The following is a 13,313-nucleotide window of genomic DNA, read 5'->3' on the forward strand; positions in this document are numbered from 1 at the left end:
CCTCGCGCGCGTGGGTACGGTGGCTGCCATGACCTTGGAAAAGCCCCAAATCGACCGCCCGGACGGCACCCCGCCGGCCGACCTCGAGATCACCGACATCACGGTCGGTGACGGTGCGGAGGCCACGCCCGGCAAGTCCGTCACCGTGCACTACGTCGGTGTCTCGCACTCGACCGGCGAAGAGTTCGACGCCTCCTGGAACCGCGGCGAGCCGCTGCGCTTCGGCCTCGGCGCCGGCCAGGTCATCTCCGGCTGGGACCAGGGTGTCGCCGGGATGAAGATCGGCGGACGGCGCAAGCTCGTCATCCCGCCGCACCTGGGCTACGGCGACCGCGGCGCGGGCGGCGTCATCAAGCCCGGCGAGACCCTCGTCTTCGTCGTCGACCTGGTCGGCGTGAACTGACTTCCCCCGGCGGTGGCGGGGATCCCGCCACCGCCGCACCGGGTTTCGCTACCCTCGCCCCCATCGCCGGCCGGACGCCGGCCCAACCAGGGGGTTGAGAATGCGCATTCGCGCTCTGCTTTCCGCAAGTCTCTTCGCGCTCGCCGCGGCGGTCGTCACCGCCGCGCCGGCCTCGGCCGTGGCCAACGGCGCCGACGTCCCGCAGGGGACGTTCAAGTTCGCCGCGAAGCTGACCATGACGGACATCCCGCGGACCGACGGCACGAAGTACAACAGCGCGTGCTCGGGTTCGCTGATCGCCAAGAAGTGGATCATCACCGCCGGGCACTGCTTCCACGACGCGGCCCGCAACCCGGTCTCCGGCCCGGTGCCCTACCCGACGTCCGTGCTGCTGGGCACCACCACCGTGGACAAGCCGGGGGTCACCCGCAACGTCGTCACGGTGTACCAGTCACCGAGCAACGACATCGCGATCGCCGAGCTCGACAAGCCGGTCTTCGGCATCGAGCCGCTGTCGGTCGGCCGCAAGGCGCCCGTCGTGGGCCAGAAGGTCGTGCTCGCCGGCTGGGGCAGCCTGACGTCGGTCGACCCGACGCCGGGCACGAAGCTGCAGCAGGGCCTGATGAAGGTCGCGACGGTCGACCCGCTGTACACCGGCGTGACGGGCTTCGCCCCGACGTCGACGACGAGCGCGTGCACCTACGACTCGGGCGCCCCGTACTTCGTGCCGACGGGCAAGAGCGGCGGCCGCCTGGTCTCCATCGAGAGCGACGGCCCGGACTGCCCCCACGACCAGGCCGAGACGACGGCGCGTGTCGACGTCGTCGCGGACTGGATCGCTTCGCACATCGGCTGATTCCCGGCAAAACGGCCCCCGGCACCGCGCCGGGGGCCGTTTTGTTACTCCAAGCAGCGCATTTCCGGCCCCTGAGCCGTCGCTACGCTCGAAGGTGATCACCGGCGCGAGCCGCCGGTGCGTGACAAGGGGGATCCACCGATGCGCGTTCGCGCTGTGCTTTCCGCTGCCCTTCTGACCCTCGCCGCCGGCCTCGCCACCGCGGGACCGGCCTCGGCCGTGGCCAACGGTTCCGACGTCCCGGCCGGCCAGTTCCAGTTCGCCGCGAAGCTCACGATGACGAACATCCCGAAGCCCGACGGCACCAGGTACAACAGCGCCTGCTCCGGCGCGTTGATCGCGTCCACCTGGATCATCACCGCCGGGCACTGCTTCCACGACGCCAACCGCAACCGCGTCTCCGGCCCGGTGCCGTACCCGACGTCGGTGCTGCTCGGCACGGTCGACCAGAGCACGCCGGGCGTGACGCGCAACGTGGTGACCGTCTACCAGGCCGCCGCGAACGACATCGCGATCGCCACGCTCGACGCCGACGTCACGGGCATCACGCCGCTGACGGTCAACCGGGTGACGCCGTCGGTCGGCCAGCTGCTGACGCTCGCCGGCTGGGGCAGCCTCACCGCCACCAACCCGGCGCCGTCGACGAAGCTGCAGCAGGGGACGGTGAAGGTCGGTCAGGTGACGGCGGCCAACCTGGGTGTCCAGGGTGTCGCGCCGACGTCGACGACGAGCGCCTGCGTGTACGACTCGGGTGCGCCGTACTTCGTGGCGGCCGGCTCCGGTGGTCAGCTGGTCTCGGTGGAGTCGACCGGCCCGGACTGCCCCCACAACCAGCTCGAGACGACCTCGCGCGCGGACGTCGTCGCGGACTGGATCGCTTCGCACACGGGCTGACCTCCTTCCGGGCGTCACCCGGTGGTCCACCGGGTGACGCCCGGCCAGGGAATTCCCCTCAGCGGGGCGTCGGCAATAACCTCGAACGTCGATCATCAAGTCGACGAAGGGGAAGAATGCGCCTGCGCGCCCTGCTAGCCGCTGTTGTCCTGACCACCACCGCCGCCCCTGCCGCCTTGGCCGCGCCAGGGATCGCCAATGGCACGGACGTCCCCCAGGGGCAGTTCGGGTTCGTCGCGAAGCTCGCGATGACGAAGATCCCCCGCCCGGACGGTTCGACGTACAGCAGCTACTGCACGGGCGCGCTGGTCGCCCCCGGCTGGCTTTTGACCACGGGTCACTGCTTCCACGACGCCAACCGCAACCGCGTCTCAGGCAAGGTCCCCTACCCCACCACCGCAACACTGGACCTAACGGACGAAGCCACCGAATCAGGCGTAGCCCGCAAGGTGACCGAAGTGATCCAGGCAAAAGAGAACGACGTAGCCCTAGCCCACCTGGACACCCCCGTGAGCACGGTCAAGCCCCTGACGCTGAACCGAGCGCTCCCCAAGGTGGGCGACCAGCTCACACTGGCAGGCTGGGGCAGCCTGACCAGCACAAACCCCAAACCGGCAACCCGAATGCAACAGGGCACAGTGGCGGTGGCCAACGTGGCCCCGACGACACTGGGAGTCCGCGGCGCAAGCCCAGCAATCACCACAAGCGCCTGCACATACGACTCAGGAGCCCCGTACTTCACAGAAGCGGGCTTGGTAGCCCTGGAAGCAACGGGCCCAGGCTGCCCCCACGCAGGCATCGAAACCACGTCAAGGACAGACGTCCTGGCAGACTGGATCAAGAAGACAACGGCCTAAATACACCCGAATCTCAGCCGTAAGCGAACACCACGCAGAGCCAAACGGGTGATATTCACCACCCCCAACCCGGCGAGAAGCCGAGCCAACCGCACCGTGGGGGGTCCGGGGGGCTCGGCCCCCCCGGGAGGAACAGGGACAACGGGAAGAGGCCCCGACGCGCTAGCGTCGGGGCCTCTGAACAGCGTGGGCGAGGAGGGAGTTGAACCCTCACGTCCTTTCGGACACACGGACCTGAACCGTGCGCGTCTGCCATTCCGCCACTCGCCCGAGTGCTTCCTTGCGGCAGCGAGGAGAACACTAGCAGGTCGTTCGCACGGGTTTCACCGGGGGCCGTGTCGAGGCTCGCTCTCCCGGATAGGATCGGTGCGGAAGTACACGTGTGAGGAGGTTTTCCCCGGTGGGCCGCGCTGAGCGATTCGACAGGCGACTCGAGAACCTGGTGGGGAACACTTTCGCGCGCATGTTCGGTGGCAACGTCGTCACGCAGGAAGTGGCGATCGCGCTCGAGCGGGAGAGTGAGGAGAACGTTCGTGAGCTGGCAGGCGGTCGGCAGCTCGCCCCGAATCACTACATCGTGTCCTTGGGGACGGCTGACCACGAGCGCATGGCCGGTGACGAGCAACGCGTCACCCAGGTGCTGGCGAAGGCGGTGGCCGAACACCTCGCCGCCGAAGGCCTGGACACCTATGGTGACGTCGTCGTATCACTCGAGCGCAACGAGGCGCTGCATACTGGACAGTTCAAGACCCGTTCGTCCGTCGATCCCGACGCCCGCCCCGCAGGCGCCGGTTCACCACGGTCGGCACGACCCAGCAACGCAGGAGACCCAGCAATGAGCCAGCCCCCCGGCTACGGCCAATACGACCAGGGTGACCCGTACGGCCAGCAGGGCCAATACGGCTACGGACAGCAGGGTGGCCAGCAGCCCGGGTACGACCAGGGTTATGGCCAGCAGCAGGGCGGCTACGACCAGTACGGCCAGCCGCAGCAGGGTGGGGCCTACGACCAGGGTTACGCCCAGCAGCAGGGCGGTTACGACCAGGGTTACGCCCAGCAGCCCCAGCAGGGTGGTTACGACCAGGGTGGGTACGCCCAGCCCCAGCAGGGTGGCTACGACCAGGGCGGGTACGCCCAGCCCCAGCAGGGTGGCTACGAGCAGGGCGGCTACCAGCAGGGTGGGTACGACCAGTACGGCGGCCAGCAGCAGGCGCCCGGGTACGACCAGTACGGCGGCCAGCAGCAGGGCGGCTACGACCAGTACGGCCAGCAGCAGGCGTACGGCCAGCCGGCCGGCGACCCGTACGCGCAGCAGCAGGGCGGCTACGGCCAGCCCGCGGCCGGGCGTCAGCTCGCCGCGAGCCTGCAGCTGGACGACGGCTCGAACCGGACGTACTCCCTGAAGCAGGGTGGCAACGTCGTGGGCCGCGGCCAGGACGCCGACTTCCGGCTGCCCGACACCGGCGTCTCGCGCCGGCACCTGGAGATCACCTGGGACGGGCAGAGCGCGACGCTCGCCGACATCGGGTCGACGAACGGCACGACCGTGAACGGCACTCCGGTGCAGACTTGGCAGCTCGCGGACGGTGACGTCATCCGGGTGGGGCATTCGTCCCTGGTGTTCCGTACACAGGGCTGACTCCGGGCGCGAAATACTGTTCCCGCAGAATTGACGTGCGGGGGGACCGCGGCGTACCCGCGTCGCGGCTGCACGGAAGAGTCGGGAGCGGACACACCAAGTGCCAGAGCTGGTCGTACAACTCACCAGGGTGGGCTTCCTCGTGCTGCTCTGGCTCTTCGTGTTCGCCGCGCTCAGAGTCGTCCGCTCGGACCTCTACGCGGCGTCCGGCATGCGTGTCCAGGTGCCGACCTTCGGCCGCAAGAAGGAGAAGAAGCCGCGCGGCGGGAAGTCTCCGCAGCAGCTGCTGGTGACCCACGGCGCGCTCGCCGGGACCCGCATCGCGCTGGACGGCAGGCCGATCCTGATCGGCCGCGCCGACGACTCGACGCTGGTGCTCGACGACGACTACGCGTCGACCCGGCACGCACGGATCGCCCAGCGCGGTGAGGACTGGTACGTGGAAGATCTGGGCTCGACGAACGGGACCTATCTCGACCGGGCTAAGGTCACTGCACCCCTCCGGGTCCCGCTCGGAGTCCCCATCCGGATCGGCAAGACGGTGATCGAGCTTCGCCCATGACTCTCGTCCTCCGCTATGCAGCCCGCAGCGACCGGGGCCTGGTGCGTTCGAGCAACCAGGACTCCGTGTACGCCGGCCCTCGCCTGCTCGCGCTCGCCGACGGCATGGGTGGGCATGCGGCGGGCGAAGTGGCCAGCAAGGTCGTCATCGCCTCCCTCGCCCCGCTCGACGACGACGAGCCGGGTGACGACCTCCTCGCCCAGCTGCGCGAGGCGGTGGCGAACGGCAACGCCGCGATCGCCGAACTCGTGTCGCAGGACCCCGACCTCGACGGGATGGGCACCACGCTCACCGCCGTCCTGTTCGCCGGGACCCGGCTGGGTTTGGTGCACGTCGGCGACTCACGCGCCTACCTGTTTCGAAGTGGTCAGTTCGCGCAGATCACGCGCGACGACAGCTTCGTCAACGAACTGCTCGAACAGGGCCGGATCACGCCCGAGGAAGCGGCGGTGCACCCCCAGCGGTCGCTGCTGCTGAAGGCGCTGACCGGGCACGAGGTCGAGCCGAGCCTCACCGTGCGCGAAGCGCGCCCCGGTGACCGGTACCTGATCTGCTCGGACGGCCTGTCCGGGATGGTCAGCGACGAGACGCTCGCGGAGGCCGTGCAGATCAAGGACCCGCAGCAGTGCGCGGACCGGATGATCGAGCTGGCTCTCAAGGGCGGCGGCACCGACAACGTCACGGTGATCATCGCCGACGTCGTCGACGTCGACTTCGGTGAGGACGCGCCCATCGTGGGCGGCGCCGCCGGGGACGGCAGCGACGAGCGGCACCAGGGCGACTCGCCCGCGGCGCGGGCCAGGGCGCTGACCCAGCCCCCGCCGCAGCCGCGCCCGGAGCTGCCGCAGCCCACCGTGGACCCCAAGGCCAAGCGCCGGAAGCGGTTCCGCTGGCTGGCCGGCGCGCTGGTGGTGCTCGTGGTGCTCGCCGCGGCCGCCATCGCCACCCGCTACTTCGTGCTGAGTCAGTACTATGTCGGCGAAGGTGCGGACCAGGAGGTCGTGATCTACCGCGGCGTCCCCGGCAGCATCCTCGGCATCGACCTGCACACCTACGAGCAGGGCTCGTGCCCGCCGAACCAGGTGTGCACGGACAAGCTGCGCGTCGACCAGCTCCAGGAGGACGCGCGGCTGGCGGTGCAGAACGGCGTCAAGAAGGACAGCCTCGACGACGCCCGGAAGTACATCGACGACTTCCTGCAGCTGCACAAGCGCTTGAACAACTGCGCGCCGGCGGGGACCCAGCCGTCCCCGACGCCGACGCCCCCGGTCACGCCGACGACGACTCCGTCGGCACCGGCCGGTTCCACTGCTCCGTCGTCGGCGAACCAGCCTGCGGGGAGGGACTGCTCGACGCCGAGTTCGACGGCACCGACGACGGGAGGCGGTAACTGATGGGCCAGCCTGCCGCGAACACCGCCGAGCCGCTCGCGGCGCAGTTCCAGACGAACCCGCCGCGGGACGTCCCGACCCGGCGCAACACCGAACTGGTGCTGCTGGGGTTCGCGGCCTTCATCGTGACCATCGCGTTGGTCCTGGTGGAGGCGAACCAGGAGCAGGAACTCACCGCGTCGGTCCTCTGGCTCGGGCTCGCCTACCTCGGCGTGCTGACCGGGGCGCACCTCGCGGTGCGCAAGTGGGCGCCCTACGCGGACCCGGTGCTGCTCCCCTGCGTCGCGCTGCTCAACGGCATCGGCCTGGTGATGATCCACCGGCTCGACCTGGCCCAGGCCGAGAAGGCGCTGCAGAACGGCAAGGACTACTCGCCGGACGTCACCAAGCAGGTGCTGTTCACGGTCATCTCGCTGGCGCTGTTCATCGTGGTGCTGGTGGTCGTCAGCGACCACCGCACGCTGACCCGCTACGGCTACACCGCCGGCCTGATCGGCATCGTCGCGCTGGCGCTGCCCGCGCTGCTGCCGTCGAGCCTCTCCGAGGTCAACGGCGCCAAGGTGTGGCTGAAGCTGCCGGGCTTCTCGATCCAGCCGGGCGAGTTCGCGAAGATCCTGCTGATGATCTTCTTCGCCTCGTTCCTGGTGTCGAAACGCGACCTGTTCATGGTGGCGGGCAAGAAGTTCCTCGGCGTCGAGCTGCCGCGGGCCCGTGACCTGGGCCCGATCCTGATCTCCGCCGTCGTCTGCATCGGCGTCCTGGTGTTCGAGAAGGACCTCGGCACGTCGCTGCTGTTCTTCAGCGTCATCCTGGTGATGCTCTACGTGGCGACCGAGCGGGCCATCTGGGTCGTGCTCGGGCTGAGCTTCTTCGTCGTCGGCTGCGTGATCGCCTACAACCTCTTCGGGCACGTGCAGCAGCGCGTGGCCAACTGGCTGGACCCGCTGGCCACCTACGACGACGCCGGCGGCGGTTACCAGCTCGCCCAGGGCCTGTTCGGGCTCGGCACCGGCGGCGTCGGCGGCACCGGCCTCGGCGCGGGCCGGCCGGACATGGTGCCCGAGGCCGCCACCGACTTCATCACCGCGGCGATCGGCGAAGAGCTCGGCTTCATCGGGCTGGCCGCCGTCCTGATGCTGTACTTGATGGTGGCGATGCGCGGCATGCGGAGCGCGCTCGCCGTGCGCGACACGTTCGGCAAGCTGCTCGGCGGCGGGCTGGCGTTCACCATGGTCATGCAGATCTTCGTCGTTGTCGGCGGGGTCACGAAACTCATCCCGGAGACCGGTATCACCGCCCCGTTCCTGTCGAAGGGTGGTTCGTCGCTGCTGGCGAACTACATCCTGGTCGCCCTGCTGCTCCGGATCTCCGACGCCGCCCGCAGGCCCGGCACCCGTCCGAAACCGCAGCAGCCGCAGGCGCCGATCGCCGAGGCGCACACCGTGCTCGTGCAGCGCCCGCCGTCGGCGAACGGAGGCGCACAGGCATGAACACCCCGCTCCGCAAAGTCGGCATGGCGATGCTCGTGATGGTCATCCTGCTGCTGGCGAACGCCACCTACATCCAGGTGGTGAAGGCCGACGACTACCGCACCGACTCGCGCAACGCCCGCGTGCTCTACGACGAGTTCGCGCGCCGCCGCGGCCAGATCGTGTCGCAGGCGAACGGCGAGGTGCTGGCGAAGGTCGACCCGTCGAACGACAAGTACAAGTACATCCGGTCGTACGTCGACGGCCCGATGTACGCGCCGGTCACCGGCTACTACTCGATCAACTACGGCTCCGGCGGCCTCGAGCGCGCCGAGGACGACGTGCTGAACGGCTCGGACCCGCGGCTGTTCGTCCGGCGGCTGTCGGACATGGTCACCGGCCGCGACCCGAGTGGCGGCAACGTCCGGCTGACCATCGACCCGGCCGTCCAGAAGGCCGCCTACGACCTGATGACGCAGCGGGGCTACACCGGCGCCGTCGTCGCGCTGGAGCCCAGCACGGGCCGGATCCTGGCGATGGTCTCGACGCCGTCGTACGACCCGAACCTGCTCGCGTCCCACACGTCGAAGACGCAGATCGACGCCTGGAACGCGAACATCAAGAACGCCAAGAACCCCATGCTGAACCGGGCGATCTCGGAGACCTACCCGCCGGGGTCGACGTTCAAGCTGGTCACCGCCGCGGCCGCGCTCGAGGACGGCAAGGGCCCGGACACCCCGGTCAACCCGGCACCGAACACGAAGCTGCCCGGCACGAGCGTCACCCTGGAGAACTACGCCGGCGAAGCCTGCCCGGGCGCCACGTTCAAGGACGCGCTCGCGCACTCCTGCAACGTGCCGTTCGCGGAGTTCGCCGGTCAGCTCGGTGCCGACAAGATGAAGAAGACCGCGAGCAACTACGGCATCGGGCAGACGGACCTGACCGTGCCGATGAAGGTCGCGCCCTCCACCGTCGGGCCGCTGGACTCCCAGGGCGCGCTGTACCAGAGTGGCATCGGCCAGCGCGACGTGCGGATCACCCCGCTGCAGGACTGCCTGCTCGCCGCGACCGTGGCCAACAACGGGATGGCGATGAAACCGCAGCTGGTCCAGTCGGTCCTGGCACCGGACCTGTCCACCATCGAGGACTACAGCCCCACCGAGCTCACCGGCACACCGGCGCTGTCGTCGTCGAATGCCGCGATCCTCAAGGACATGATGATCGCTTCCGAGGGCTTCACCAAGGGCGGCGGCAAGCGCCCGGACATCCAGATCGCGTCGAAGACCGGCACCGCCGAGCACGGCACGGACTCCAAGAACACCGCCCCACACGCCTGGTACACCGCGTTCGCCCCGGCGAACGACCCGAAGATCGCGGTCGCCGTGATCGTCGAGGACGGTGGCAACCGCGGACTCGCGGCCACCGGTGGCTCGGTCGCCGCCGAAATCGGCCGCGCGGCGATCAACGCGAAACTCGGGGGTGGATAGCGCATGCTGTCCTCCGGTCACCTGCTGGCCGAGCGCTACAAGCTGACGAGCCGGATCGCCGTCGGCGGGATGGGTGAGGTCTGGCAGGCCAGCGACACCCGGCTCGACCGGACCGTCGCGGTCAAGATCCTCAAGTCCGAGCTGTCCGGCGACGCCGAGTTCCTCCACCGCTTCCGCACGGAAGCGCGGATGACGGCGTCCCTGAACCACCCCGGCATCGCCGCGGTGCACGACTACGGCGAGACCATCTTCGACGGCGATCTGTCGATCGCGTACCTGGTGATGGAGCTCGTCGACGGCGACCCGCTGGCCGGGTTGCTCGCCAAGCACGGCCGGCTGTCGGCGGAGTTCACGCTCGACATGCTGGAGCAGGCGGGCAACGCGCTGCAGGCCGCGCACGAGCAGGGTCTGGTCCACCGCGACGTCAAGCCGGGCAACATCCTGGTGACCCCCGCGGGCCAGGTGAAGATCACCGACTTCGGCGTCGCGAAGGCGGCCGACGCGGCCCCGGTCACCCGGTCCGGCATGGTCATGGGCACGGCGCACTACATCGCGCCGGAGCAGGCGCTCGGGCACCCGGCCGAGCCGGCGTCCGACGTCTACTCGCTCGCGGTGTGCGGCTACGAATGCCTCGCCGGGCACCGGCCGTTCCTGTCCGAGAACGCCGTGACGGTCGCCATGATGCACATCCGCGACATGGCGCCGCCGCTGCCGCCGGACGTCCCGCCCGCCGCCCGCGCGGTGATCGAGGCGACGCTGGTGAAGGACCCGCGGCAGCGCTACAACAGCGGCGGCGAGTTCGCGGCCGCCGTCGCCGCGGTGCGCGCCGGGCTGCCGCTGCCGGCGCCGTCCGGGCTGGTCAACGCGTCCTACTCGACCGGCCAGCAGCCCATCCAGACCGGGCAGCAACCGATCCAGCAGCAGCCCGTTCAGCAGCAGCCCGTTCAGCAACAGCCGGTGTCGCAGCAGATTCCGCAGCAGCAGCCGCACATGCCGATCGGGCCGCCGTCGCCCGCGATGAACCCGATGCCCGTCATCGGGCCGCCGTCACGGCCCGCGATGGGGCCGGTCATGGTGCCGGTCACCCGCAAGAAGCCGCAGTGGGGCTGGTGGGCGCTGCTCGCGGCGATCCTGCTCGTCGTACTGGTGGCGGGCATCGTGCTGATCGCCAAGATGATCGGCAGTTCCGGCTCGCCGCAGCACAACGGCCAGACGACGAGCCAGGTGGTCCCGGGCAGACAGCCGCCCGCGGAGGACCCGCCCGCTTCGAGTGCTTACCCGGCGGATACTCCCGGCACGACCGACGATGGCCAGCAAGGCATCATGACCACACCTTGGACGGAATGGAACGGCATCCAGAGATGAGCACACCCAGACTGCTCTCCAACCGGTACGAGCTGGGCGAAACGCTCGGCTACGGAGGCATGTCCGAGGTCCATCACGGCCACGACGTGCGACTCGGCCGGGAAGTGGCGATCAAGATCCTCCGTGCCGACCTCGCCAGGGATCCGCAGTTCCAGGAGCGCTTCCGTCGTGAGGCGCAGAACGCCGCCGCGCTGAACCACCCGGCGATCGTGGCGGTCTACGACACGGGCGAGACGAACACCGAGTTCGGGCCGCTGCCGTACATCGTCATGGAGTACGTCGAAGGCCGGACGCTGCGCGACATCGTCAAGACCGAAGGCCCCATGTCGCAGAAGCGCGCGATGGAGGTCATGGCCGACGTCTGCGCGGCGCTCGACTTCTCCCACCGCCACGGCATCGTGCACCGCGACGTCAAGCCGGCCAACGTGATGATCACGAAGAACGGCGCGGTCAAGGTGATGGACTTCGGCATCGCGCGCGCGATGCACGACGGCCAGTCCGCCATGACCCAGACCGCCGCGGTGATCGGCACGGCGCAGTACCTGTCGCCGGAGCAGGCCCGCGGTGAGTCGGTCGACGCCCGTTCCGACGTCTACGCCGCCGGTTGCGTGCTGTACGAACTGATCACCGGCGAGCCGCCGTTCACCGGCGACTCCCCCGTGGCGGTGGCCTACCAGCACGTCCGGGAGGACCCGAACCCGCCGTCGTCGGTCAACCCGGCGGTCGCGCCCGAGCTCGACGCCGTCGTGCTGAAGGCGCTGGCGAAGGGCCCGGCGAACCGCTACCAGTCGGCCGCCGAGATGCGCTCGGACCTGGTGCGCACGCTTTCGGGCCAGCGCCCGGCCGCGCCGATGGTGATGTCCGAAGACGAGCGCACGCAGGTGATGAACGCCGATCGCCGTCAGCCGCAGCGTTACGAGGAGTACGCCGAGCCGGACGACGAAGACCCGAAGGCCAAGCGTCGCCGCCGGACGCTCCTGGCGGTGCTGGCGGCGGTGTTCGTGCTGGGCGCGGTGCTGCTGATCATGTGGCTGTCGGGCTCGTTCAAGAGCAACCCGACCGCGGTGGAGATCCCGGACGTGCTGCACCAGACGGTGCCCCAGGCCCAGGAGCAGCTGCGGGGCAAGGGGTTCCAGTCGTTCACGACCAAGAACGTGACCTGCAACGTGCAGCCGACCGACGGCAGCCCGCAGTGCGGTCAGGACGACATCAACAAGGTCGTCAAGATCGACCCGAGCGTCGGGACCCCGGTCAGCACCGACGCGAAGATCACGCTGTACGTGGGTGTCGCGCCGGGCAAGGCCAGCGTGCCGGATCTCAAGGGCAAGTCGCGTGACCAGGCGGAGCAGGCCCTGACCGACGCGAAGCTCACGCTGAACCCGGACGTCACGGAGACCGAGGTCGACGACCCGAACCAGGCCGGCCTGGTGCAGTCGCAGACACCGGCCGCGGCGTCCGAGGTCGACGAGGGTACGAGCGTCAAGATCACGGTCGCGAAGTCCAAGGAACTGAAGCAGGTCCAGGACTTCACGGGCAAGCCGTACTCGCAGGCCGACTCGGCCCTGCGTGCCCTCGGTTTCAAGACCAAGAGGAACGACCAGGCTTCGGACACGGTCCCGAAGGACACCGTCATCACCCAGAACCCGAACGGTGGTTCGGTGGTGGCGGGCACCACGATCACGCTCACGGTTTCGACGGGTCCGGAGCAGACCGACACCCAGATCGAGATGCCGAACCTGGTCGGGATGACGGTCGACGAGGCCCAGTCGAAGCTGCAGAGCATGGGCTGGACCAACACGCTCAAGCAGCAGTCCGACCGGACCAGCAACAAGCCGGAAGGCACGATCACCCAGCAGAGCGCCAAGGCCGGCAGCAAGATCGACAAGGATCAAGCCGTGACGGTGGCGGTCTCGGAGGGCAACGGCTTCCCGACCGGGTTCCCGACGTCCACCACCGGGCCCTGACAGGCACATGAAGAAGGCCCGCACGGTTCCCACCGTGCGGGCCTTCTTTCGTTTCAGGCTTTGTCGAGAAACCCCTGGACGGCGCCGAGAACCTGCTCGGCGTCACTGCCGGCGCCGCAGTCGATTTCGAGTTCCTCGGCCGCGCCCGAGCGCTTGATCTTCAGGGACACGCGGGCCTGGCAGCCACGCAACCAGGCGAACAGGGACCGGCAGAAGACGACGGCGGAGGTGCTGGTCACGCCGACGACAACGGCGTCGAAGAGCTGAACCCGGCCGCGAAGCTCGTCTTCACCTCGCAACCAGGCGGCGAGGTCTCGAAGCTCGCCATCGGAGTTTGGCACGGTGATCGCTACGATCCCAGCCGTCACCCGGTCTCCCTTCGCCCAGAACCGGAGAGAACCCGAACCTTAGTCGTGTTCGACGATC

Annotated in this window: 12 protein-coding genes and 1 tRNA gene; 11 read left to right on the forward strand and 2 right to left on the reverse strand. The window is 69.1% G+C overall.

Translation table 11 applies throughout. The annotated features are described in order from the left end of the window. Nucleotides 1-28: 28 nt before the first annotated feature. The 4 genes from ACIOD2_RS20985 (at nt 29) to ACIOD2_RS21000 (ending at nt 3,010) form a co-directional block, all read left to right on the forward strand. Entirely contained in the window at nt 29-403 is a 375-nt protein-coding gene (locus ACIOD2_RS20985; protein ID WP_400540228.1) for an FKBP-type peptidyl-prolyl cis-trans isomerase, read from the forward strand. A gap of 100 nt (nt 404-503) precedes the next feature. Beyond that, a complete protein-coding gene (locus ACIOD2_RS20990) occupies nt 504-1,259 on the forward strand; it encodes a S1 family peptidase (RefSeq protein WP_400540230.1) in 756 nt (251 codons plus the stop codon). Nucleotides 1,260-1,400: 141 nt separating this feature from the next. Beyond that, nucleotides 1,401-2,153: a S1 family peptidase gene (locus ACIOD2_RS20995; RefSeq protein WP_400540232.1), complete on the forward strand. Its 753-nt coding sequence runs from the start codon at nt 1,401-1,403 to the stop codon at nt 2,151-2,153. Between the two features lie 116 nt (nt 2,154-2,269). After that, nucleotides 2,270-3,010, forward strand: coding sequence for a S1 family peptidase (locus ACIOD2_RS21000; protein ID WP_400540234.1), 741 nt, complete (start codon nt 2,270-2,272; stop codon nt 3,008-3,010). A 187-nt stretch (nt 3,011-3,197) separates the two neighbouring features. On the opposite strand, the gene ACIOD2_RS21005 is transcribed toward ACIOD2_RS21000, so the two are convergent. Continuing rightward, nucleotides 3,198-3,280 (reverse strand) — tRNA-Leu (locus tag ACIOD2_RS21005). Between the two features lie 130 nt (nt 3,281-3,410). On the opposite strand from ACIOD2_RS21005, the gene ACIOD2_RS21010 reads away from it, so the two are divergent. The 7 genes from ACIOD2_RS21010 to pknB all read left to right on the forward strand — a co-directional run bounded on the left by ACIOD2_RS21010 (nt 3,411) and on the right by pknB (nt 12,887). Then, nucleotides 3,411-4,649, forward strand: coding sequence for an FhaA domain-containing protein (locus ACIOD2_RS21010; protein ID WP_400540236.1), 1,239 nt, complete (start codon nt 3,411-3,413; stop codon nt 4,647-4,649). A gap of 100 nt (nt 4,650-4,749) precedes the next feature. Further along, complete coding sequence (locus ACIOD2_RS21015; protein WP_247059705.1) at nt 4,750-5,211, forward strand: FHA domain-containing protein; 462 nt, start codon at nt 4,750-4,752, stop codon at nt 5,209-5,211. Then, on the forward strand, nt 5,208-6,605 hold the full coding sequence (locus tag ACIOD2_RS21020; RefSeq protein WP_400540238.1) for a PP2C family protein-serine/threonine phosphatase: 1,398 nt from the start codon (nt 5,208-5,210) through the stop codon (nt 6,603-6,605). Before ACIOD2_RS21015 ends, ACIOD2_RS21020 begins: the two co-directional genes overlap by 4 nt. Then, the gene (locus ACIOD2_RS21025; RefSeq protein WP_400540240.1) at nt 6,605-8,092 is read left to right on the forward strand and encodes an FtsW/RodA/SpoVE family cell cycle protein; all 1,488 of its coding nucleotides are present in this window, start codon (nt 6,605-6,607) and stop codon (nt 8,090-8,092) included. Before ACIOD2_RS21020 ends, ACIOD2_RS21025 begins: the two co-directional genes overlap by 1 nt. Continuing rightward, nucleotides 8,089-9,558: a peptidoglycan D,D-transpeptidase FtsI family protein gene (locus tag ACIOD2_RS21030; RefSeq protein WP_400540242.1), complete on the forward strand. Its 1,470-nt coding sequence runs from the start codon at nt 8,089-8,091 to the stop codon at nt 9,556-9,558. The genes ACIOD2_RS21025 and ACIOD2_RS21030 overlap by 4 nt, the downstream gene beginning before the upstream one ends. 3 nt (nt 9,559-9,561) lie before the next feature. After that, on the forward strand, nt 9,562-10,923 hold the full coding sequence (locus ACIOD2_RS21035) for a serine/threonine-protein kinase (protein ID WP_400540244.1): 1,362 nt from the start codon (nt 9,562-9,564) through the stop codon (nt 10,921-10,923). After that, nucleotides 10,920-12,887 (forward strand): Stk1 family PASTA domain-containing Ser/Thr kinase, encoded by a 1,968-nt coding sequence (gene pknB, locus ACIOD2_RS21040; RefSeq protein ID WP_400540246.1) that lies wholly within the window; start codon nt 10,920-10,922, stop codon nt 12,885-12,887. Before ACIOD2_RS21035 ends, pknB begins: the two co-directional genes overlap by 4 nt. A gap of 53 nt (nt 12,888-12,940) precedes the next feature. Here the strand turns inward: pknB and ACIOD2_RS21045 are convergent, their stop codons facing one another. Further along, nucleotides 12,941-13,255 (reverse strand): hypothetical protein, encoded by a 315-nt coding sequence (locus tag ACIOD2_RS21045; protein ID WP_323325343.1) that lies wholly within the window; start codon nt 13,253-13,255, stop codon nt 12,941-12,943. Nucleotides 13,256-13,313 lie beyond the last annotated feature (58 nt).

This window comes from Amycolatopsis sp. NPDC088138, assembly GCF_044741685.1.
Lineage (GTDB): Bacteria > Actinomycetota > Actinomycetes > Mycobacteriales > Pseudonocardiaceae > Amycolatopsis.